Annotated in this window: 21 protein-coding genes; 16 read left to right on the forward strand and 5 right to left on the reverse strand. The window is 49.9% G+C overall.

Annotated features, from left to right (window positions below):
• Positions 1–3: 3 nt before the first annotated feature.
• The 4 genes from AC6R0S_RS01015 to AC6R0S_RS01030 all read left to right on the forward strand — a co-directional run bounded on the left by AC6R0S_RS01015 (position 4) and on the right by AC6R0S_RS01030 (position 3,904).
• Positions 4–1,005: an ArsJ-associated glyceraldehyde-3-phosphate dehydrogenase gene (locus tag AC6R0S_RS01015; protein WP_500632147.1), complete on the forward strand. Its 1,002-nt coding sequence runs from the start codon at positions 4–6 to the stop codon at positions 1,003–1,005.
• 12 nt (positions 1,006–1,017) lie between these two features.
• Positions 1,018–1,506, forward strand: coding sequence for a cyclin-dependent kinase inhibitor 3 family protein (locus AC6R0S_RS01020; protein ID WP_500637042.1), 489 nt, complete (start codon positions 1,018–1,020; stop codon positions 1,504–1,506).
• A gap of 64 nt (positions 1,507–1,570) precedes the next feature.
• On the forward strand, positions 1,571–2,791 hold the full coding sequence (arsJ, locus tag AC6R0S_RS01025) for an organoarsenical effux MFS transporter ArsJ (protein WP_500632149.1): 1,221 nt from the start codon (positions 1,571–1,573) through the stop codon (positions 2,789–2,791).
• Positions 2,792–2,890: 99 nt separating this feature from the next.
• Positions 2,891–3,904, forward strand: coding sequence for an acyltransferase (locus tag AC6R0S_RS01030; protein ID WP_500637043.1), 1,014 nt, complete (start codon positions 2,891–2,893; stop codon positions 3,902–3,904).
• Here AC6R0S_RS01030 and AC6R0S_RS01035 read toward each other — a convergent pair.
• A complete protein-coding gene (locus tag AC6R0S_RS01035; RefSeq protein WP_334555599.1) occupies positions 3,901–4,230 on the reverse strand; it encodes a DUF2500 domain-containing protein in 330 nt (109 codons plus the stop codon). The two genes, AC6R0S_RS01030 and AC6R0S_RS01035, sit on opposite strands and share 4 nt — an antisense overlap.
• Before the next feature lie 260 nt (positions 4,231–4,490).
• On the opposite strand from AC6R0S_RS01035, the gene AC6R0S_RS01040 reads away from it, so the two are divergent.
• The 3 genes from AC6R0S_RS01040 to AC6R0S_RS01050 all read left to right on the forward strand — a co-directional run bounded on the left by AC6R0S_RS01040 (position 4,491) and on the right by AC6R0S_RS01050 (position 7,099).
• On the forward strand, positions 4,491–4,859 hold the full coding sequence (locus tag AC6R0S_RS01040; RefSeq protein ID WP_487902836.1) for a DUF4145 domain-containing protein: 369 nt from the start codon (positions 4,491–4,493) through the stop codon (positions 4,857–4,859).
• A 938-nt stretch (positions 4,860–5,797) separates the two neighbouring features.
• On the forward strand, positions 5,798–6,421 hold the full coding sequence (locus AC6R0S_RS01045; RefSeq protein WP_500632151.1) for a lysoplasmalogenase: 624 nt from the start codon (positions 5,798–5,800) through the stop codon (positions 6,419–6,421).
• 93 nt (positions 6,422–6,514) lie between these two features.
• Complete coding sequence (locus AC6R0S_RS01050) at positions 6,515–7,099, forward strand: YhgN family NAAT transporter (RefSeq protein ID WP_500637044.1); 585 nt, start codon at positions 6,515–6,517, stop codon at positions 7,097–7,099.
• A 94-nt stretch (positions 7,100–7,193) separates the two neighbouring features.
• On the opposite strand, the gene AC6R0S_RS01055 is transcribed toward AC6R0S_RS01050, so the two are convergent.
• The gene (locus AC6R0S_RS01055; protein ID WP_334555595.1) at positions 7,194–7,466 is read right to left on the reverse strand and encodes a DUF1145 domain-containing protein; all 273 of its coding nucleotides are present in this window, start codon (positions 7,464–7,466) and stop codon (positions 7,194–7,196) included.
• A gap of 27 nt (positions 7,467–7,493) precedes the next feature.
• On the reverse strand, positions 7,494–8,099 hold the full coding sequence (rsmD, locus tag AC6R0S_RS01060; protein WP_500633481.1) for a 16S rRNA (guanine(966)-N(2))-methyltransferase RsmD: 606 nt from the start codon (positions 8,097–8,099) through the stop codon (positions 7,494–7,496).
• Positions 8,100–8,306: 207 nt separating this feature from the next.
• Between rsmD and ftsY the strand changes: the two genes are divergently transcribed.
• From ftsY to glpG, 6 genes are all read left to right on the forward strand, one after another.
• Positions 8,307–9,482 carry a signal recognition particle-docking protein FtsY gene (gene ftsY / locus AC6R0S_RS01065; protein WP_500637045.1) on the forward strand — a complete coding sequence of 392 codons (1,176 nt, stop codon included), beginning with the start codon at positions 8,307–8,309 and terminating at the stop codon, positions 9,480–9,482.
• Positions 9,483–9,512: 30 nt separating this feature from the next.
• A complete protein-coding gene (gene ftsE, locus AC6R0S_RS01070) occupies positions 9,513–10,190 on the forward strand; it encodes a cell division ATP-binding protein FtsE (protein WP_500637046.1) in 678 nt (225 codons plus the stop codon).
• Positions 10,177–11,145 (forward strand): permease-like cell division protein FtsX, encoded by a 969-nt coding sequence (ftsX, locus tag AC6R0S_RS01075; protein ID WP_500627814.1) that lies wholly within the window; start codon positions 10,177–10,179, stop codon positions 11,143–11,145. The genes ftsE and ftsX overlap by 14 nt, the downstream gene beginning before the upstream one ends.
• Before the next feature lie 167 nt (positions 11,146–11,312).
• On the forward strand, positions 11,313–12,170 hold the full coding sequence (rpoH, locus tag AC6R0S_RS01080) for an RNA polymerase sigma factor RpoH (RefSeq protein WP_334555590.1): 858 nt from the start codon (positions 11,313–11,315) through the stop codon (positions 12,168–12,170).
• Between the two features lie 419 nt (positions 12,171–12,589).
• Positions 12,590–12,913, forward strand: coding sequence for a thiosulfate sulfurtransferase GlpE (glpE, locus tag AC6R0S_RS01085; RefSeq protein ID WP_334555589.1), 324 nt, complete (start codon positions 12,590–12,592; stop codon positions 12,911–12,913).
• Positions 12,914–12,955: 42 nt separating this feature from the next.
• Positions 12,956–13,795 (forward strand): rhomboid family intramembrane serine protease GlpG, encoded by an 840-nt coding sequence (glpG, locus tag AC6R0S_RS01090; protein WP_500637047.1) that lies wholly within the window; start codon positions 12,956–12,958, stop codon positions 13,793–13,795.
• 69 nt (positions 13,796–13,864) lie between these two features.
• Here the strand turns inward: glpG and AC6R0S_RS01095 are convergent, their stop codons facing one another.
• Positions 13,865–14,272, reverse strand: a complete 408-nt coding sequence (locus tag AC6R0S_RS01095) for a flagellar basal body-associated protein FliL (RefSeq protein ID WP_500632156.1) — start codon at positions 14,270–14,272, stop codon at positions 13,865–13,867.
• 165 nt (positions 14,273–14,437) lie between these two features.
• Here AC6R0S_RS01095 and AC6R0S_RS01100 point away from each other — a divergent pair, with 165 nt between their 5' ends.
• Positions 14,438–14,980, forward strand: a complete 543-nt coding sequence (locus AC6R0S_RS01100) for a chorismate lyase (RefSeq protein WP_334555586.1) — start codon at positions 14,438–14,440, stop codon at positions 14,978–14,980.
• Positions 14,977–15,831: a 4-hydroxybenzoate octaprenyltransferase gene (gene ubiA / locus AC6R0S_RS01105; RefSeq protein WP_500637048.1), complete on the forward strand. Its 855-nt coding sequence runs from the start codon at positions 14,977–14,979 to the stop codon at positions 15,829–15,831. The genes AC6R0S_RS01100 and ubiA overlap by 4 nt, the downstream gene beginning before the upstream one ends.
• A 92-nt stretch (positions 15,832–15,923) precedes the next feature.
• Here the strand turns inward: ubiA and plsB are convergent, their stop codons facing one another.
• Positions 15,924–18,362, reverse strand: a complete 2,439-nt coding sequence (gene plsB, locus AC6R0S_RS01110; protein WP_334555584.1) for a glycerol-3-phosphate 1-O-acyltransferase PlsB — start codon at positions 18,360–18,362, stop codon at positions 15,924–15,926.
• Positions 18,363–18,669: 307 nt separating this feature from the next.
• On the opposite strand from plsB, the gene lexA reads away from it, so the two are divergent.
• Positions 18,670–19,290, forward strand: coding sequence for a transcriptional repressor LexA (gene lexA, locus AC6R0S_RS01115; RefSeq protein ID WP_500632159.1), 621 nt, complete (start codon positions 18,670–18,672; stop codon positions 19,288–19,290).
• Positions 19,291–19,337: the final 47 nt, after the last annotated feature.

Consider the following 19,337-nt stretch of genomic DNA (forward strand, 5'->3'; position numbering starts at 1 on the left):
AACATGACAATTAAAGTAGGGATTAACGGATTTGGTCGTATCGGCCGTTTGGCGCTGCGCGCTGCGTTTGATTGGGATGAGCTAGAATTTGTTCAAATCAACGATGTGGCGGGCGATACTGCGACGTTAGCGCACTTGCTAGAGTTCGATTCCGTGCAAGGCCGTTGGCATCATGAAGTGGGCGTTGAGGGCGATAGCATGATCATCAATGGTCAGCGTATCAAGACCACTCAATCGCGCGACATCGATGCCGTTGACTGGTCAGGATGTGATGTCGTGATTGAATCAACGGGCGTGCATCGCAAAACGTCATTTTTGAACCAATACCTTGCGCAAGGCGTGAAGCGTGTTGTGGTCTCTGCACCTGTCAAAGAAGAGGGGGTGGCGAACATCGTGGTGGGCGTAAACGATCATATTTTCGACCCTGAGGTTCATCAGATTGTGACGGCAGCGTCATGTACCACCAACTGTATTGCCCCAGTGGTGAAAGTCATTCATGAAAAACTGGGTATTGAGCAATCTTCGTTCACGACCATTCATGATTTGACCAACACGCAAACCATTTTGGATGCGCCGCATAAAGATTTACGCCGCGCGCGTGCATGCGGGATGAGCCTAATCCCAACCACTACCGGCTCAGCAAAAGCGATCGTCGAAATCTTCCCAGAGTTAGAAGGCAAGATTAACGGTCACGCCGTACGTGTGCCACTGGCTAACGCCTCGCTCACCGACATTATTTTCGATGTGAGCCGAGACACCACCGCTGAAGAAGTGAATGCGCTCCTTAAAGAAGCGTCACAAGGCGAATTACAAGGCATTTTGGGCTTTGAAGAGCGTCCATTGGTCTCAATCGACTACAAGGGTGACCAACGCTCAACCATCGTAGATGCACTCTCGACTATGGTCGTTGGTGGCCGCATGGTCAAAATCTACGCTTGGTATGACAATGAAATGGGTTACGCCACTCGCACTGCTGAGTTGGTACGCAAAGTCGGTTTGGCATAAGGAGGACTGGTCATGACACACCCAACATGGCAACTGGATTTAGAACAAGGTGCGTTGGTGCTGACTCCGTGTCCAGGCACAAAAGACGCAGACCTTGATGCCTCGCTCGAACATCTCAAAGCACAAGGTGTTGAAGCGATCGTCACTGCGCTCGACGATGCGGAATTAGCCAGTAAAGACGTCGCGGCGTTGGGCGAAAAAACCCAAGCGCTCGGTATGCAGTGGTTCCAAATTGAAATAGAAGACGACTGCGCCCCTGGCAGTGAATTTGCGGCTAAGTGGCAACTCGCTAGCCCAACGCTGCACCGTATTGTCGATAATGGCGGCAAAGTAGCGATGCACTGCATGGGCGGATCGGGTCGTACCGGTCTATTCGCTGCCCATCTGTTGCTGGAAAAAAATTGGCCACTAGAGACCATCATTAAAGAAGTGCAGGCGCTGCGCCCGGGCGCATTCACTAAGCCTGTGCAAGTGGATTACATTCAATCCGTAGCTGGCTAACAACCGAAGAGCGCTTTTGGACTATGGCAACTCAAAAGCGCTCAAACATCGCGATAGGTGAATTATGTTCGCTAACCTGAGCAAAAGCGTCCGCCAATACATGTTGGTCACGTTTAATTACTGGAATTTCACCATCACCGATGGCGCCCTGCGTATGTTGGTGGTGCTTTACTTTCATGATCTGGGCTACAGCACGCTCGAAATTGCCTCATTGTTCTTGTTTTACGAGTTCTTTGGCGTCGTCACCAACTTGGTCGGCGGCTGGCTCGGTGCGCGTTTGGGCCTCAACAAGACCATGAATCTAGGGCTGGCGCTGCAAATCGGCGCGTTATTAATGTTGGCGGTGCCGAACGTTTGGCTGACCATCCCTTGGGTGATGGCGGCGCAGGCGTTATCGGGTATTGCTAAAGATCTGAACAAGATGAGCGCGAAAAGTTCGATCAAAACGTTAGTGCCGGATGAGCAGCAAGGTTCGCTGTATAAATGGGTCGCGATTTTAACCGGCTCCAAAAATGCCCTAAAAGGGGCGGGCTTTTTTATCGGTGGTTTACTGCTCTCGCTGGTGGGCTTTAAGTCCGCAGTATTGCTGATGGCAGGCGTGCTGACCTTGGTCTTTATTGGCAGTGTGCTGAGCTTAGACAGTGGTATGGGCAAAGCCAAAAACAAACCCAAGTTTACGCAGATTTTCTCTAAATCAGAGTCCATTAACATCCTCTCGGCAGCGCGCCTATTCTTGTTTGGCGCTCGTGATGTGTGGTTTGTGGTCGCCTTACCTATCTACCTAGGTTCTGTTTTTGGTTGGCAGCATTTGTGGGTGGGGGGATTTCTCGCTGCCTGGACCATCGCTTACGGCATAGTGCAAGGCTTGGCGCCGAAGATCACCGGCAAAGCGCAGGGCCGCGTGCCTGATGGTCATGCAGCGTTAGTCTGGGCCGGGGCTCTCGCCGTCGTGACGGCGGCTATTGCCTATGCCGTGCAGATCGGTTGGCAACCGGAATGGGTGATTGTTGGTGGCTTAATGGTGTTTGGCGCGATATTCGCGGTCAACTCGTCACTGCACTCTTACCTGATTGTCAGTTATGCCAAGGGCGATGGTGTCTCACTGGATGTTGGCTTCTACTATATGGCCAATGCGATGGGGCGTTTGATCGGCACCATTCTTTCTGGCTGGGTATTTCAGGTGGCGGGCTTGGCGGCCTGCTTGTGGGTGTCGTTTGCGTTTTTGGCTCTAACGACGCTGATCTCATTGAAATTACCAAAAGTGAAACAGCCTGCCATTGCTTAATCGCTTGGTAGGAGTCTTCACAAAGCGCTGACGAAGTTTTCCCTTTTGTCAGCGCTTTTCTTGTTATAGTCGAGAGATCCCAGACAAGAGATCCATCCTATGCGCCAACGAGTCCTCTTTTTTGATTTGCTTCGCTGTGTTGCGGCTGTCGCTGTGATTGCCATTCATGTGCTCGCTCCTTACCGGCACGAATTGGGCGTTATCCCTTTTGAGCAATGGTGGACAGCGGTGGCAGTCAACGGGGTGACGCGTTGGGCCGTTCCGGTGTTCATTTTGATCAGTGGCGCCTTGATGCTGAGCGATACTCGCCCGTTTGATTTGCGCTATTACGTTCAGCGCCGTTTGGGTAAGGTGCTGATTCCGTTTGTCGTATGGTCGATTTTTTATGCCTATCTTTCAGGGTGGAGCGCGCAAGGTTTTGATGCTCAGACGGTCAAAGCGGTCCTGTTAGGTAGCGCCCAGCATGAAACTTACTATCACCTTGGCTTCTTCTATTACTTTATCCCGCTTTATTTTGTCATTCCTGTTTTTCAGTATGTGGTGAAGCAGTATGGCGATGGCGCGTTGTGGGCGTATGTCGCCATCTGGCTGCTTACCACGACCTTATATCTATTCCGAATTGATGGGCCATGGAGCCACGAGCTTTGGCTCTATAGTGGGTACTTACCTCTTGGCTACTTTCTCTATCAAAGAGTACCGCTCAACCGAACCTTGTTAGGGGTGAGCATGCTGCTTGGTGGTGTGGCCTTGTGGGTGACGGTGCACATGGTGGTGACGTACAGTGTTGCGTCGGGCGAATACACGGTCGGTCGCTGGCTCTCCTATAAAACCCTCAATGTGGTGTTGGCTGCCAGTATGGTGTTCATGCTGTGTCGAGGGCTGGGAGAACGCTTATCGCCGCAGGTGGCAAAAGGGGTAGGCGTGGTGAGTAAGCACAGTTTGGGGATCTACTTGTTGCATCCTATTTTTTTGTGGCCAATGAAAGAGTACGGTTGGTATCAAGGCCATCCTGCCTGGGTGATCCCATTGTGGATATTGCTTAGCGGCGCGGGCGCACTGCTCATGAGTCATTGCCTTTCTCTATCGAGTAAAACGCGCTGGCTACTCCCCTAACGCTGGCGTGCGAAGTGAAGAAAGGTGTCGCCCTGATAGGTCAGGGTGCCTTTGTCTCCTGGGTTTAGTGCGTGGTAGTAGTGGACGCCGACTTGAAATTCTCGCTTAGGCCCAAGCCGACCTTTTTGCACATAAATCCAGTATTCCAAATCATCTTCGCCGGGGGCGGCATGCTCGACCGGCACACTCTGTTTATCGAGTATCGTGACCTGCGCGCTCTGCTCCTGCGAGCCTTCGCCTTGCATGTGTTGGCGATAAAAGCGAACAAACAGTGCGCCGCTGATCAGCACAAACAGCACAATCGCGACAAACAGAGTAATAGGCATACAACGGGCTCCTCAAAAGTACCGCGTTAGTGTAATCCGCTTCAGGTGGGGATGTCAGATCCAGCCCACATATCTTAGTGACGTTTCAGTGGATTTCTCACATTTCTCGAGCGATATCACAGGCGGTGATGCCGTGTCCGTTCATGTTAGTTACTTGTTGATTCCTTTACACAAATTTACTCGAAACTGTGAAAAATTTGCCAAAACTGGATAGCGCATTGATTGAATTCTCCCTAAACTAACGGAGACGGAGGGAAATTATGTCTGATATTGAGAGTGTCATTACGAGAACTCGTAAAATCGAGAAGCTCCTTCGGACACAATATCACGCAGAGGGGAAAGGCTTGCATCAGCTTGTTACAAGTTGCGAAGAGCGTTTACCTCATGATGTGATTGGCAAGCTGCGTTATATCGCGACGATTCGGAACAAAGTGGTACACGAATACGATTACCAGCTTGAAGACCCAGCGAGTTTTCTCAACACGTGTGATGAGTGTGAAAAAGAACTGATCCCGCGAAGCAGTCGGTTTATTTGGCGAACTGCGATTGTGCTGATGACCATGGCGACCTTAGCGGCGCTGTTCTTCTATTATGCACATTGGGATGTTTTAACTAAGCACCTTGGTTAAAAGGCCATTAATCGATGTTTTGTGATTTGCGGATAAACAGCGCAGGTGTCGATAAGGTCGCCATAGATAGGTGGTAAAACAGGCAAAAACAAAAAAGGGACGCTACGGCGTCCCTTTTTTGTTTTTTACAATTCAGACTAGTACAACATCGGCAGTGTCATTAGGCCAACAACAACCGCGATCATTACAAGTCCTTGTTTTTGTGAAGAAGTAATCATAACACTGCTCCTTAATAGTGATGCTTAACTCTATGCCTTTTAGAATAGCAATAGTTTTGGGGGTTTATCAAGCTATTTTATCCCTATAGAGAAAAAGTGCTGTTAATTTTCTGTTAAAACTGCCGGATTTTGCCTGTTTTTACCCGGTGAATGTTTGGTTTTTGTGTTGGCTTCTATTTGTTCTTGTGTTTAACTTTGCGTTTTAAGTTATTGTATTTTAATGTTTTTGTTCTTATGTATTCGTTCTGTTTTTCTGGTTTTTGTGTTTTATGGGGCTTATTTTTGGCTGGTGGAATTATTTTGGTTAAAGTCGTAGTTTTGTCGTTATGATTATCATTTTTTGTCGTGAATGAGAGGGTGAAGGGTGGCAGCGCACAGTCTAGAAAAGAGATAATTTGTAAAGACGGTTTTTTGTACTCAAAAATTTTCGTTTAAGTTATTAATATAGTTGAATTTGTTTCTGTTTCTCTTATCTGTTCTCTGGGTTTTTGCTTGGAAATGATCGTTTCATTGTTACATCACTCAATAGGGGCTGAGTTCGTCTATTTTTCAGATTGTTCCTACAAGCTGGCGTTTGGCATTGCTTGGTTGCGTTAAGCTTGAGCGCCTTGCAGAGAAAATCGTTGAGAAGCCTAATCAAGATCGAAGTTTTGATGGCGCGATCTGGACATCCGCTATCCCCCGCCTACACTGGCACCTCAGTTTAAAAGAGGTGAACACATGTGGAGCTGGCTGTCGGTCGCATTATCGAGCTTTATTAGTATCTCTGCCGATGAAAGCAATAACCCTAGACAAGCGGCATTGTTTAAAACAATGTCGTTGTTGATGTTGGTCGTCTTATTATGGAGTGATGGCGGCGCTGCGCCAGTCATTGCTGGATGGATTACGTTGGGCCTTCTGGTTTCCGTCGCGGCAGATAGTCTCTATTTGCTCGGCCGGTGGCCAAAGTGGTGTTTTGCTGCGTTTATTGCCGCCCAACTTTGCTATAGCACATCATTTTGGTTACAGCTCTCGGGAGAGATGGTGTGGTGGTTACCGGCCATGCTGCTTGCTATCGGGATTGTTTCCTTCTTCCTTTTGTTACCGAAATTGGACCAACTGATTTTCCCGGTTGTTGTCATGGGCAGCGTGTTATTGCAGCTCAACTGGGCGGCGGGTGAAGTGTGGTTGTCTCAGCACTCGCTCTCCTCAGCGCTGGGTTTTGTTGGGACGCTTGTGCTGACGGTCTCCGCGGCGCTGCTTGCCCTGCATGATTATCGTCATCCAGTGAAAGGGGGGCGTTACCTGATTTCGGGCAGTTATATTTTGGCTCACTCTCTGATTACTGCGGCGATGATCCTCTAGCGTCAACGGGCTGTAACATTGAGGTTACCGCTTTACTGCCAATTTGATCGCGACATTGTTATACTTCGCCGACTTTTTATTTGGAGGTGAGTCATGGACATTTTATCTGCCGCGACCATGCTGTTTTTGATCATGGATCCGCTGGGCAATTTGCCGATTGTATTGTCGATTCTTAAGCACTTAGAGCCGAAACGTCGTCGTCGCGTCCTGATTCGTGAATTGCTGTTCGCGTTAGCGATTTTGCTGCTGTTCCTGTTTGCTGGTAAGGGCATCATGAACTTCCTTCACGTGCAGCCAGAAACCTTGAGTATCTCCGGCGGTATTATCCTCTTTATCATCGCAATCAAGATGATCTTCCCTAGTGCGGGTAGCATTACTGGCTTGGCGGCTGGGGAAGAGCCGTTTATTGTCCCGATGGCCATCCCTATGATTGCGGGCCCATCGGTGATCGCGGCGATTTTGCTGCTCTCTAGTCAACACCCTGACAAACTGCTGCAACTGTCGGGAGCGGTGATGCTCGCTTGGGGCACGACCTTCTTTATCTTGATGTTCTATAACTTCTTCCACCGAATTTTGGGTGAGCGTGGTTTAAAAGCCGTTGAGCGCCTGATGGGGCTGTTGCTGATCATGATTTCAACTCAGATGTTCTTAGATGGTGTTAAAGGCTACCTGGGATAAATCGCTCGCAGCATTACGACGACTTCGCTGTAACGACACACGCCGCCCATTGGGCGGCGTGTGTCGTTACAGAAGATGATGTCTGAAAACGCTATCAGGAGTTTTGCATGTATTTTTGACGAATATGCAGTAAGGCAAACACGCCAAAAAAGAGAAAAGACCACTTCTCCCAAGCGCTGAGGTTGTAGGGCTTAGCGAACGCGCGAATAAAAATCGCAGATTGGATCCCGTGCATGATCAGCATAAAGGCAAACATCGCGTACAGGGCATACGCGGTGTTGCCAGGGAAGGGGGCGATGAGGTTCCACACCAGCACCAACCACACTAGGCTAAATAGGGCTTTTCCGGCCAGAATAAATAGAGGCATCGATCTCGTCCTTTTGTTCTCTGCTTGTTAGTTCTCGGTGTGCTGTCGCTCATACAGACGGTAACACACTTGACCGGCCACCTTTTCGCGGTGCAGGTGCCAATGAGCCGGAATGCAATCGAGCACCAACTCTTTCTCTGTTTCAATATAGATCATCGCATCGTCGGCCAACCAACCGTTTTGTTCGAGTAGGGTCACCACCTCATTCAATAAACCTTGGCGAAACGGCGGATCGATGAAGACAACATGGTGCGGTGTGCCGGCTTGGCGAAGGTACGCCAAGCTGTCGCCGTTGTGCACTTTGAGAGTGTCAGCTTTTAGCGCTTCAGCGTTTGCTTTCAGCTGCTTGAAAGCGGTAGGGTTGAGTTCAATCAGTGTTACCTCATCCGCCTGACGAGAAGCCGCCTCAAACCCTAAGCTGCCAGAGCCTGCGAACAGATCCAGACATTTGGCTCTTGGCACGTCGCGCGCGATCCAGTTAAACAAGGTTTCCTTGACGCGATCGGTGGTGGGGCGCAACCCTTGGGCATCGTGAACAGGCAGCTTTCGCCCGCGCCAAATACCGCCAATGATGCGAACAAAGCCAGTGGATGGCTTATTTTGTGATGTGTTTTGCTGGCGACGTCTTACCATAGATTTTTTGACCGCTAATAAAGTGATACTATATCCAGTCGCTCAAGCAATGAGCGCGGTAATATAGCCCAATTTTCAGTAAGGACAGAGTGTAACGCATCATCTGAATGCAGGGAAAGCGTCACTCGGTCGTTAGCGTGCATTTATACAGGGTATGCAGCCTGTAATGCACGCGAAGTTAATAGTTACTATCTAGGAATGCTCCAGATGTCGGAAAAAAAGAAGCGCGGTTTACTCTCTTGGTTAGGTTTTGGTGACGAAGAGCAGACACAAGCCGAGAGCCGTGAATCAGCACAACAACAAGAAGCGCAGCCTGTCGAGTCGCCCGCCCAAGAGACACAGCCTGATGCCGAGGTGTCGCCAGAGCCTCGTGAGCCAGCCAGTGAGGTTGATGTCGCCCCTGAGGTTGACGCTACACCTGAGGTGGTGGCCCCTCGTGTGGTTGAACAAGAGAAACCGACCGAGAGCTTTTTCGCACGTTTAAAGCGTAGCCTTGCACGCACCAAAGCCAACATAGGTGCAGGCTTTTTTGGTTTGTTCAAAGGTAAGCAGATTGATGACGAGCTATTTGAAGAGCTTGAAGAGCAGCTCTTGATTGCTGATGTCGGCATGGATACCACAGTCAAAATCATTGATTCATTGACAGAAAAAGCCACTCGTCAGCAATTAAAAGATGGTGAAGCGTTGTACGATCTCCTTAAAGACGAAATGGCGGATATCTTGGCCAAAGTCGAGCAGCCATTGGTGGTGGACAGCAGTAAAACGCCGTACGTGATTTTGATGGTCGGCGTGAATGGCGTTGGTAAAACCACGACGATAGGCAAATTGGCCAAGCAGTTCCAAGCACAAGGCAAGAGTGTCATGCTGGCCGCTGGGGATACCTTCCGCGCCGCAGCCGTTGAGCAACTGCAAGTATGGGGTGAGCGCAATAGCGTGCCCGTCGTCGCGCAGCACACCGGTGCAGACAGCGCCTCGGTCATCTATGATGCGATTGAATCTGCCAAAGCGAAAGGCGTAGATGTCGTCATTGCCGACACTGCAGGTCGCCTGCAAAACAAAGCCAACTTGATGGAAGAACTGCGCAAAATTGTGCGTGTCATGAAGAAAATCGATGATTCAGCGCCGCATGAAATTATGCTCACCCTAGATGCGGGTACTGGGCAAAACGCGATCAGCCAAGCCAAGCTATTTAGCGATGTGGCGCCATTAACCGGCATCACGTTGACTAAGTTGGATGGCACGGCCAAAGGTGGCGTTATTTTTGCGCTTGCGGATCAGTTCCAAATCCCGATTCGTTACATCGGTGTCGGGGAAGGCATTGACGATTTGCGCCCATTTGAAACACAAGAATTTATCAACGCACTGTTTAGCCGCGAAGATTAAGCTGACTGAGACCTGTGAGAGGACGTTCGGGTGATAAAATTTCAGCAAGTGAGTAAGGCGTACCGAGGCGGTCGTCAAGCGCTGCAAAAAGTAGACTTTCATTTGCGCCGAGGGGAGATGGCCTTTTTAGGTGGCCACTCCGGTGCAGGGAAAAGCACACTGTTAAAATTGATTTGTGCCATTGAACGTCCAACGGACGGAAAAATCAGTTTCAATGAGCATGACATCACTCGAATTCCAAGCAAAGACATTCCATTTTTACGCCGCAACATTGGCATTGTGTTTCAAGATCATCGTTTATTGATGGATCGCAGTGTCTTCGATAATGTGGCCTTGCCGATGCGTATTGAATCCATCTCGGAAAACGAAATTAAGCGCCGCGTCTCGGCGGCCTTAGACAAAACGGGATTACTGGATAAAGCCAAGTGCCTGCCGAGTCAACTCTCTGGTGGTGAGCAGCAGCGCGTCGGGATCGCTCGAGCCGTGGTCAATCGTCCGACGTTATTACTGGCGGATGAGCCGACCGGCAACCTCGACCCTGATCTCTCCAACCGAGTTGTGCGACTTTTTGAAGAGTTCAATCGTGCAGGCGTCACCATATTGCTTGCCACTCACGACGTCGGGCTGGTCAACACTCGGCCGCAATATCGCCATTTGGAACTGAATCAAGGTTTTTTGAGTGAGGTCGAAGATTATGGCCGCGAATAAGCGAGTGAAGACAAAGCAAGGCCGCGCGAGCCAGAATCGAGTCCAGCGTGATGGCTTTTTGTCGGTGCACTTTAAGCAGGCGCGGTTAGCGTTTGCGGCGCTCTGGTTTCGACCACTGGCAAACTTTTTGACCCTAGCGGTGATCTCCATGGCGCTCGCCATGCCCTCCGCGCTCTATTTGCTCGGTAAAAATATCGCCGCTGCCTCTAGTGACGTGACCAGCCCTTCGCAAGTGAGTGCTTACATTAAGCAGCAGACGCCAGAGCCGAAGGTGATGGTGCTAAAAGATCAGTTAGAGAGCCGAACTGAAGTCGCCAAAGTCGATTACATCTCGCCGCAACAAGGCCTAGAAGACTTTAGCCAGTACTCTGGCTTTGAACAGGCGATCTCATTGCTTGATAACTACGCGCTGCCGGGCGTGCTTATTATTACCCCAAGCAGCGATGACCAAGCGATGATCAAGCGCCTTGCGGCTGAGGTTGCAGAGCAAGAAGACATCGCCGATGTGCGTTTGGACGAAGATTGGCTGACAAAGCTCGATGCGATTAAGACACTGGTCACCGGGATCATCATTACGTTGTCTGTACTGATGCTCTGCTCCGTGTTTTTGATTGTTGGCAACACGCTGCGCTTCAATGTGTTGGCAAATAAAGAAGAGATTCAAACCATGAAGTTGATTGGCGCGACAGACAGCTTTATTTTGCGCCCCTATCTCTACTCGGGGATGTGGTTTGGTTTACTCGGCGCATTGAGCGCATGGATACTGACGGCCATCATTACCATCGTCCTTAATCACAGCGTAGAGCAATTAGCGCTGCTCTATGACAGCCGTTTTCGTCTTATCGGGCTCAGTTGGGATGAGTCGCTCTTACTGATCATGCTTGGCATCTTTCTAGGCTGCTTGGCGGCGAAAGTGTCGGCGCGGCGCCATTTAAAAGAAATTGAACCTGTTTAACAGGGCGTGGTCATAATAATGAAACAAGTATACGGTAGCGTATACTTTCTATTGTGCCTGAGCGTGCTTTATGCATAATGGCAAATCCCAGCTTGAAACTTGTTCATTTTGAGTTCAAGATTGATGGGTTAAATTACACTCCAGATCAGAGATTGATGAGGATTTGAATGACTAACCAAGCGTATCCAATGGCGGTAGTAACTCAAGATAGCTTAGACAGCTACATCCGCTCCGTAAACAGCTACCCAATGCTGACCGCGGACGAAGAGCGTGAACTTGCCGAACGACTACACTATGACGGTGAAATTGAAGCCGCTAAAGGATTGATCCTTTCGCACCTTCGTTTCGTTGTGCATGTGGCTCGTGGTTATTCTGGTTACGGCCTACCTATGGCCGACTTAGTTCAAGAAGGCAACATCGGTTTGATGAAAGCGGTCAAACGCTTCAATCCCGAAGTTGGTGTACGTCTTGTCTCGTTCGCCGTGCACTGGATCAAAGCAGAGATCCATGAATACGTACTTCGCAACTGGCGTATCGTCAAGATCGCCACGACCAAAGCGCAGCGCAAACTCTTTTTCAACCTGCGTAAGTCGAAGAAACGCTTAGGCTGGTTCAACAACGGCGAGGTGGAAACCGTCGCAAGAGAGTTGGGTGTTGAGCCTTCAGAAGTGCGTGAGATGGAATCTCGTCTCGCTGCGCAAGACGCGACATTTGAGCTTTCTAGTGATGACGATGACACCGGTACATCTTACTCGGCTCCGATGCTTTACCTTGAAGATAAAGCCTCTGACGTCGCAGAAAATATCGAAGCGGCCAACTGGGAAGCTCATACCAACAATCGCTTGAGCCTAGCGCTTTCAAGTCTTGATGAACGTAGCCAACATATCGTTCGCTCTCGCTGGTTAGATGACAACAAAGCGACGTTGCAAGAGTTAGCTGATACCTACAGCGTATCTGCTGAGCGTATTCGCCAGCTTGAGAAAAACGCGATGAAGAAGCTCAAAGCCGCAGTCGGCGAGTTTTAATCCGCTAACGCAAAGCGCGAAACACAAACATGAAAAGCCGAGGTCTTGTGACCTCGGCTTTTTGTTTGGATCGTATAAAGCATTTTATATTAACCAGTTGGCGATCATTTCAACGCTCACTCCTGTGTATAACTCTGTGGGGAATTTCTTGGCTAGATGTCAGAAAGCAGGGTGAATAAAGGCCTAATGGCGGGTTTTTCTATGGGGATATGTTTTGAATCACTCACAGAATAGTTATGATCATCACTACATATTGTGGATCTTTTTTAATTCAAACACTTTATCAACGCAATCCACAACTTTATCCACAGATGACGTCATTTTGATCGCTGGTGGATAACCTTATTAACCGACAGTACTTGTCCTCCGTTGGATAGGTTACAATGAGCGCAGACAATAAAAGCATAAAGAGAAAGTAAATGGACCAGTTTCAGCACATCGATGTTGCCTCCGCGCAGCAAATGATTGAGCAGCAAGGCGCCCGCCTAGTGGATATTCGTGATCCACAATCCTTTGCCGTCGCGCATGCTACGCATGCGTATCATCTGACCAACGACACCATGGTGGCCTTTATGGACGAGGTGGAGTTCGATCAGCCGGTTTTGGTGATGTGCTATCACGGGATCAGCAGCCAAGGTGCGGCGCAATATTTAGTGAACCAAGGGTTTGAGCAGGTATACAGTGTGGATGGCGGTTTTGAAGCCTGGCATCGCGCTGGGCTACCCACCGTGCAGACGGCTTAACTTCCATATTTCAGGATAGCCCCAATCTTTCAGGATAACCTAATGGTAAGAGTAACCACCATCAAGAACCCCAGAATGGGCCAGGCGTTTGTTGATTACATGGCGGCTCGTAGAATCACCGTTGGCATGATGCGCGATGAGGAGAGTGACGATTTTGTCTTATTCCTCAAAGAAAGTGAGCATTATGATCTGGTGATGCAGGAGCTTGAGCAATTTCTGGCTAACCCGAATGCAGATAAGTACCACGCTGCGTCGTGGGAGGTGGCGGATACCCGAGTCAATCCTTTCCATTACCGTTCACCCAGTTTCATCGCGATGATCAAAGCAAAAGCAGGGCCGATCACCTTAGCCGTCATGCTGCTATGTGTGGTGATTTTTGTGCTTCAGCAGATAGGTCAAGGTCGAGCGATTTTCCTCGCGCTTCACTTCCCTGCGGACGCTAGCCAGCAATGGCAGCTCTGGCGCTGGCTCAGTCATGCGGTGTTGCATTTTTCGGCGTTGCACATCGTGTTCAATCTACTTTGGTGGTGGCAACTTGGCGGTGATATAGAGCAGCGACTGGGTCAAGGGAAGCTGTTGCAACTGTTTGTCCTGTCGGCGGCACTCTCAGGCGCTGGGCAGTATTGGGTTGAGGGCGCCAACTTTGGGGGGCTCTCTGGCGTGGTGTACGCGTTGGTCGGCTACATCTGGATGATGGGCTACAAGGCGCCCGCGCTCGGTTTGATGATGCCAAAACAGGTGATTGGGTTTATGTTGGTTTGGTTGGTGCTTGGCTTTATGCAGCCCTTTATGGCCATTGCCAATACCGCTCACTTGGCGGGGCTGCTGTCTGGGGTTGGCTTAGGGTTACTCGATGCGAGTAAAGCCAAATACCAAGGGTAGGTAGGCTAAAAAATATAAAACGCCGCGTTAGCGGCGTTAACAGACCTATCGAGATTGACGGGTGCACGTTTACTGGTAGAGATATTTAGTAAACAGCAGATCCGCGATGACGGTTTTTCCGGTTTCCGGCAGTAAAATCGAGTTGAGCTCCTCGACTAGGCTTTTACGCAAGTCTTCGCGTCCTGCCAGCGAGGTGATGGTGTCTTTTGACTGCTGTCCGAGCAACTCGATCACGGCATCACGAATCAAAGGCTGGTGCAGCTCAATCACCGCCAAATCGGCTTGATTAGCAACCATGATGTCAATGCGTACCTGAACATAGCCCAAATCTTTACCCTTGGTATAAAAATTCGTGGTGAGATCCGGCTCCAGCGTGAAATACGCCAGTTGAGGCCCGCCTTCCTTTTCTGCCAAGGAGGGGAGGCTAACGAGCAGACTCGCAGCAACAAAAAGCTGCGCTAGGTAACGTTTCATCATAGTGGGCGATTTTCTTTCTTCTTTTCACGATATTCGAAAGGTCAGAGTCTTGTTACAATGTTGCCTCTGTCTGTGATTAAAAGAGGCGTTGAACACTCGATACCGTGGTTAACGTTGTTATTTAAGCTTTATTTTACGATATAAAGCTGACTATTGAATACTAGTATGAATCCATCAACTTCGCATTGTTTGTCTGCCCTACGAGAGGTCGAATGGCATGATCCCGACCAGTTTAGCTTTCCAACGCCGATCGCCAAAGATTGGTTGTTAGAACAGGGCTCATTGTCACGTTTATTGGAATCGTATTGCCAAACCTTAAGTGTCGATTTGCTGCACAACCGCATTGTGTCATCGGAACGTTTGAATGCCCAAGAGATCGCCTTGTTGAGCCACGAAGCGTGTTTGTTACGTAAAGTGGTATTGAAAGGCGATGAGACCGCTTGGGTGCTAGGGCGGACCTTAATTCCTCAATCCTCACTGCAAGAGCAGCATGTTGACTTGACCGCGCAAGGCGAGATCCCACTTGGACTGACCGTCTTTAGCGCCGACAACGTCAAACGTGATGCACTGCAAGTTGGCTGGGCACAGGTCGAGGGAGGCCGTTTATTGGCGCGCCGCTCCCGATTGTGGATGAACCATAAACCCATGCTGGTTGCCGAGCTGTTTCTGCCTACCGCCCCGATTTACACTAAGGAGAGTGTGCAATGAGCGCTTCAAAAGCCATCGCCTATTGGCAACTGATGCGAATGGACAAACCGATAGGGACGCTACTGCTGCTTTGGCCGACACTATGGGCATTGATCATTGCCGGGCAAGGGCGCCCTGATCCTATGGTGCTGATTGTCTTTGTTCTGGGCGTCATCTTTATGCGCGCCGCAGGGTGCGTGATTAATGACTTTGCTGACCGTCGTGTTGATGGCCATGTTAAGCGTACGCAGCAGCGTCCGTTACCGTCTGGGCGCGTGTCGGCGAAAGAAGCGGTCGGTCTGTTTCTTATCTTGGCCGTGGCCTCATTTCTATTAGTGCTGACCATGAACCCGCTCACCATCCAACTGTCGTTTGTTGGGCTGTTTTTGGCGTTCATCTATCCATTTATGAAGCGCTACACCCATCTACCTCAGCTGTTTCTTGGCTTAGCGTTCAGTTGGTCCATTCCAATGGCTTGGGCTGCGCAGGCGAATACCTTGCCGATGATGGCGTGGTTTATTTTTGCCATTAACGCGCTGTGGACGATTGCTTATGACACGCAATACGCCATGGTTGATCGCGACGATGACTTGAAGATAGGCATTAAGTCGACCGCGATTCTCTTTGGTCGCCGTGATAAAACCATCATTGGCGCGCTGCAACTGACCACGCTAGCGATGCTGATTTATGTGGGTGTCTACTATGCGCTTGGCGCGAGTTACTACTGGAGCTTACTGGTGGTGGGGGCGCTGTTTGTCTTTCAGCAGCATTTGATCCGCCATCGTGAACGAGACTTGTGCTTTCGCGCTTTCCTTAATAACAACTATGTGGGGTTGAGTGTCGCAATAGGACTGGCGGTCGCGTTTTGGTAAGGGTTTCGTCACCCTCCTATTTCGAGAGATAAGAGTCTCTAGATAAGAGAGGAGAATAAGACAAAGGGCACGATCATCGTGCCCTTTGTGGTTTATCGCGTCGCATCCACCGATTGATAAATGCTTTCTTGAATGGTCAAACGCACTTCAGGGTAGAGCATCGAGTAGAGCAATGATGCGTAGGCTTGGCTCTTGTCTAAATCGCAGTTGCCTTCCACATCGAGGTAGCCTTGCTGCTTGAGCGTCGTGAATAACGCCGCAAACACCCCTTTATCGAAGAACTCAGGTGCGTTAATGCCATGCAGTCGACCAAGGCGCTGTGCAATGTCTTGGCTCTGCTGCTCCAAATCGCTCTTGCCTAGTTCTGGGTTGGCCACCAACAAGTTGAGCGCAATTGCGTAGCGCTGCAATGTCTCGCTGATGGTGCGACCAAGCAGGACCAGCACTTGGCTGTTGGCTTGGTTGATGGAGACCTGCTCTTTGTGGTCGATGTTCACCAGGCCTTGGCGCGCAATCTCTTCGATGTAGGACTCGGTGAGTTCATCGAGTCGAGACTCCTCAATACTCAAAAACAGCTCTTGCTTTAAGAACGGGTACACTAAGGCAACGTTTTGTTTGATCTGCTCTAGGCTCATCGCTTGGTGACGCACCAACATTTGGGCAATTAATGAAGGCAAGGCGAGCAGATGGATGATGTTGTTGCGGTAGTAGGTCATCAAAATCGATTGGTTGCGATCGAGTGACACAATCTCGCCCATCGAGTCGGTTTCTAGCACAAACTTATCCAACGTTTCAGCGTGTTGCACTAACGCTTCTGCGCTTTCTGTCGGTACCGTGTAGGTCGATGAGTAAGGCACATTGCGCAAAATCGAGAGATAACAATCGATTTGGCTGACGAGATTATCGCGCGATAACGCTCGCTGCCTTGATGCGAGCAGCGCCGTGGCACACAAGGTCAGCGCATTGGTAGCGGCCGCATCGTTAATGTGGGTCATCATTTTGGTCGCTAGTGTATTGACCACTGGGTTGAGCCACTGTGGCCTAGAAGCGCCCATCGGATCGATATCTTTCGTCCACTCCGGTGCCTGCTCATTGAGGAACTGGTTGAGTGGGATCGGCTCACCAAAGTTGACGTAGCCTTGTCCGAAGTTACGCAGTTTACGGATGGTGCGCAGCACTAAGCTCGCGTTTTCCTTCTCTTTGCGCTTGCCGCGCAGCTCTTTAGCGTACGTCCCCACTTCCATCACGTGCTCGTAGCCGATGTAGACAGGCACAAGCGTCACCGGACGATTGAGTCCACGCAGCATCGCTTGGATGGTCATCGCAAGCATACCGGTTTTGGCTTGCAGCAAACGTCCGGTACGAGAACGCCCGCCCTCAGAGAAGTATTCAACCGAGTAGCCTTTGGCAAACAGTTCAGCAAGGTACTCGCGGAAAATCGTCGAGTAAAGTTTGTTGCCTTTAAAACTGCGACGGATAAAGAAGGCGCCGCCGCGACGGAAAATCGGTCCGGCGGGGAAAAAGTTCAGGTTAATACCAGCCGCGATGTGCGGCGGTACCATGCCCTCGTGATACAAGACGTAAGAGAGCAATAGGTAATCCATATGGCTACGATGGCACGGCACGTAGACAATCTCGTGGCCATCTTGAGCGAGCTTGCGCACCGCTGCGGCATTGTTGATGTTCAAGCCTTGATAGATTCGGTTCCACAGCCAGCCCAAAATGCGATCGCCGCTTTTGACCAAGGAGTAAGAAAAGTCTGCCGCGATTTCATCCATGATGTCATGCGCCGCTTTGCGCGCTTTTTCAATGGAAATGTCTTTGGCTTTCGCTTCATCCTCAATCGCTTTCTCAATCGCTTTGGATTTGAGTAAGCGTTGAAATAGTGCTTGGCGACTCGGTAAGTTTGGCCCAGAGGCGGCCAGTTTCTGACGCGAGAAATGAATGCGCGCCACACGAGCGAGTTTGTGTGCAATCGACGAATCGGTCCCATGCGCATCCGCCATATAGCGTAGAGAGACCACAGGGCTGATGCGTACTAAACAATCTCGACCAGAAAACAGCACCGCTTTGGCTTTTTGTGGGCCGTTTAGCGACTGCAAATAAGGCTTATGCGAAGACTCTCGGCCTGGTTTTCGTCCCCACAGCACGGTGGCAGGGATCATCTGAACGTCCAGTTCGCTATCGAATTTGTGCAGTTCGAGCAGCTCAGAAAATAGCGCCACGGATTCGCGAGGCACATCATCGTCTCGGCTCACCACCGTATTGCGCGCCGAGGTGAATACGTAGCGATGGAAACATTTGCCGTTGATTTCTAGCGGCGTTAACGGATCCGGCAAGCCAAGTCTTTGCGTCTGCTTTTGCAGGGCGAGCAAGTCAACACTTGAGCGGTATGGCAATGCGTAGATAATCGGTTTGTCGACATCGATATTGTGATCAGCAATCGGATCGGAAGGAATCGCCGTCCCTTTGACTAAGACTGACAGTGGCAGCTTTAACAAAGATCGCGAGAAAGAGTGTCCAGAAGACATAAAGGTTCTTAGCCTCAAAAATCAAAAGTATGCCAAAGCGCATTTCCACTTCTGTCACGGCCGTTGGGTGTGAGCGTTTGACGCCTCTCACCGAGCCTCCTGAGAAGTGGAAATAAGCCCAAGCGGGTTTTCAGCTGGCAAGGATAGCAGAAACTGGTCAAACCTTTTAACGATAATTGAGCATGAAAGCATCAATGTGAGGTAAATAGCTTAAGCCCGACCAGAAAATAAAATCCGTCATTAACCCTTTCCTTTTTCTCAATACTGGATATACTCACAGTTAACTGTATAAAAAGACAGGTGACTTATGAAGCCCTTAACGCCGCGCCAACAACAAGTTTTTGACCTCATCAGAAGTAAAATTGATGAGACCGGAATGCCGCCAACCCGCGCTGAAATTGCCCGTGAGCTCGGTTTTCGCTCTGCCAATGCAGCGGAAGAGCACTTGAAAGCGCTCGCACGTAAGCAAGTGATTGAAATTATTCCCGGTGCCTCAAGAGGTATTCGTGTGTTGTTGAACGATGCCGCTAATGACGACGAAGGGCTGCCACTGATTGGCCAAGTCGCTGCGGGCGAACCTATCTTGGCTCAGGAACATGTTGAGGCACACTACCAAGTGGACCCGAGTATGTTTAAGCCACAGGCTGACTTCCTACTGCGCGTTCACGGCGAGAGTATGAAAGACATCGGCATTATGGATGGCGATCTACTAGCAGTTCATAAGACACAAGACGTTCGTGATGGCCAAGTGATTGTCGCGCGTGTCGATGATGACGTGACGGTAAAGCGTTTGGAACGTAAAGGGTCAACGGTACTGCTTCACGCTGAAAATGAAGAATTTTCGCCAATCAAGGTCGATTTAACTAGCCAAAACCTGGCGATTGAAGGTCTAGCGGTTGGCATCATTCGCAATACCGACTGGATGTAATTCGACGTCGAGTCCTCTGAGTCAGTCTTGCCTTTGAGAGCAACATC

It is taken from the genome of Vibrio sp. R15-SG3-ISO1B (assembly GCF_059833835.1).

Excerpts from the sequence above, each read along its gene's own strand:
- AC6R0S_RS01040 (WP_487902836.1), top strand. The coding sequence starts at position 4,491 with ATGTCTGATATTGAGAGTGTCATTACGAGAACTCGTAAAATCGAGAAG.
- AC6R0S_RS01045 (WP_500632151.1), top strand. The coding sequence starts at position 5,798 with ATGTGGAGCTGGCTGTCGGTCGCATTATCGAGCTTTATTAGTATCTCT.
- AC6R0S_RS01050 (WP_500637044.1), top strand. The coding sequence starts at position 6,515 with ATGGACATTTTATCTGCCGCGACCATGCTGTTTTTGATCATGGATCCG.
- AC6R0S_RS01100 (WP_334555586.1), top strand. The coding sequence starts at position 14,438 with ATGAATCCATCAACTTCGCATTGTTTGTCTGCCCTACGAGAGGTCGAA.
- AC6R0S_RS01095 (WP_500632156.1), bottom strand. The coding sequence starts at position 14,272 with ATGATGAAACGTTACCTAGCGCAGCTTTTTGTTGCTGCGAGTCTGCTC.
- ftsX (WP_500627814.1), top strand. The coding sequence starts at position 10,177 with ATGGCCGCGAATAAGCGAGTGAAGACAAAGCAAGGCCGCGCGAGCCAG.
- lexA (WP_500632159.1), top strand. The coding sequence starts at position 18,670 with ATGAAGCCCTTAACGCCGCGCCAACAACAAGTTTTTGACCTCATCAGA.
- rsmD (WP_500633481.1), bottom strand. The coding sequence starts at position 8,099 with ATGGTAAGACGTCGCCAGCAAAACACATCACAAAATAAGCCATCCACT.
- ubiA (WP_500637048.1), top strand. The coding sequence starts at position 14,977 with ATGAGCGCTTCAAAAGCCATCGCCTATTGGCAACTGATGCGAATGGAC.
- plsB (WP_334555584.1), bottom strand. The coding sequence starts at position 18,362 with ATGTCTTCTGGACACTCTTTCTCGCGATCTTTGTTAAAGCTGCCACTG.
- AC6R0S_RS01020 (WP_500637042.1), top strand. The coding sequence starts at position 1,018 with ATGACACACCCAACATGGCAACTGGATTTAGAACAAGGTGCGTTGGTG.
- glpE (WP_334555589.1), top strand. The coding sequence starts at position 12,590 with ATGGACCAGTTTCAGCACATCGATGTTGCCTCCGCGCAGCAAATGATT.
- ftsY (WP_500637045.1), top strand. The coding sequence starts at position 8,307 with ATGTCGGAAAAAAAGAAGCGCGGTTTACTCTCTTGGTTAGGTTTTGGT.
- AC6R0S_RS01035 (WP_334555599.1), bottom strand. The coding sequence starts at position 4,230 with ATGCCTATTACTCTGTTTGTCGCGATTGTGCTGTTTGTGCTGATCAGC.
- AC6R0S_RS01030 (WP_500637043.1), top strand. The coding sequence starts at position 2,891 with ATGCGCCAACGAGTCCTCTTTTTTGATTTGCTTCGCTGTGTTGCGGCT.
- AC6R0S_RS01055 (WP_334555595.1), bottom strand. The coding sequence starts at position 7,466 with ATGCCTCTATTTATTCTGGCCGGAAAAGCCCTATTTAGCCTAGTGTGG.
- AC6R0S_RS01015 (WP_500632147.1), top strand. The coding sequence starts at position 4 with ATGACAATTAAAGTAGGGATTAACGGATTTGGTCGTATCGGCCGTTTG.
- glpG (WP_500637047.1), top strand. The coding sequence starts at position 12,956 with ATGGTAAGAGTAACCACCATCAAGAACCCCAGAATGGGCCAGGCGTTT.
- arsJ (WP_500632149.1), top strand. The coding sequence starts at position 1,571 with ATGTTCGCTAACCTGAGCAAAAGCGTCCGCCAATACATGTTGGTCACG.
- rpoH (WP_334555590.1), top strand. The coding sequence starts at position 11,313 with ATGACTAACCAAGCGTATCCAATGGCGGTAGTAACTCAAGATAGCTTA.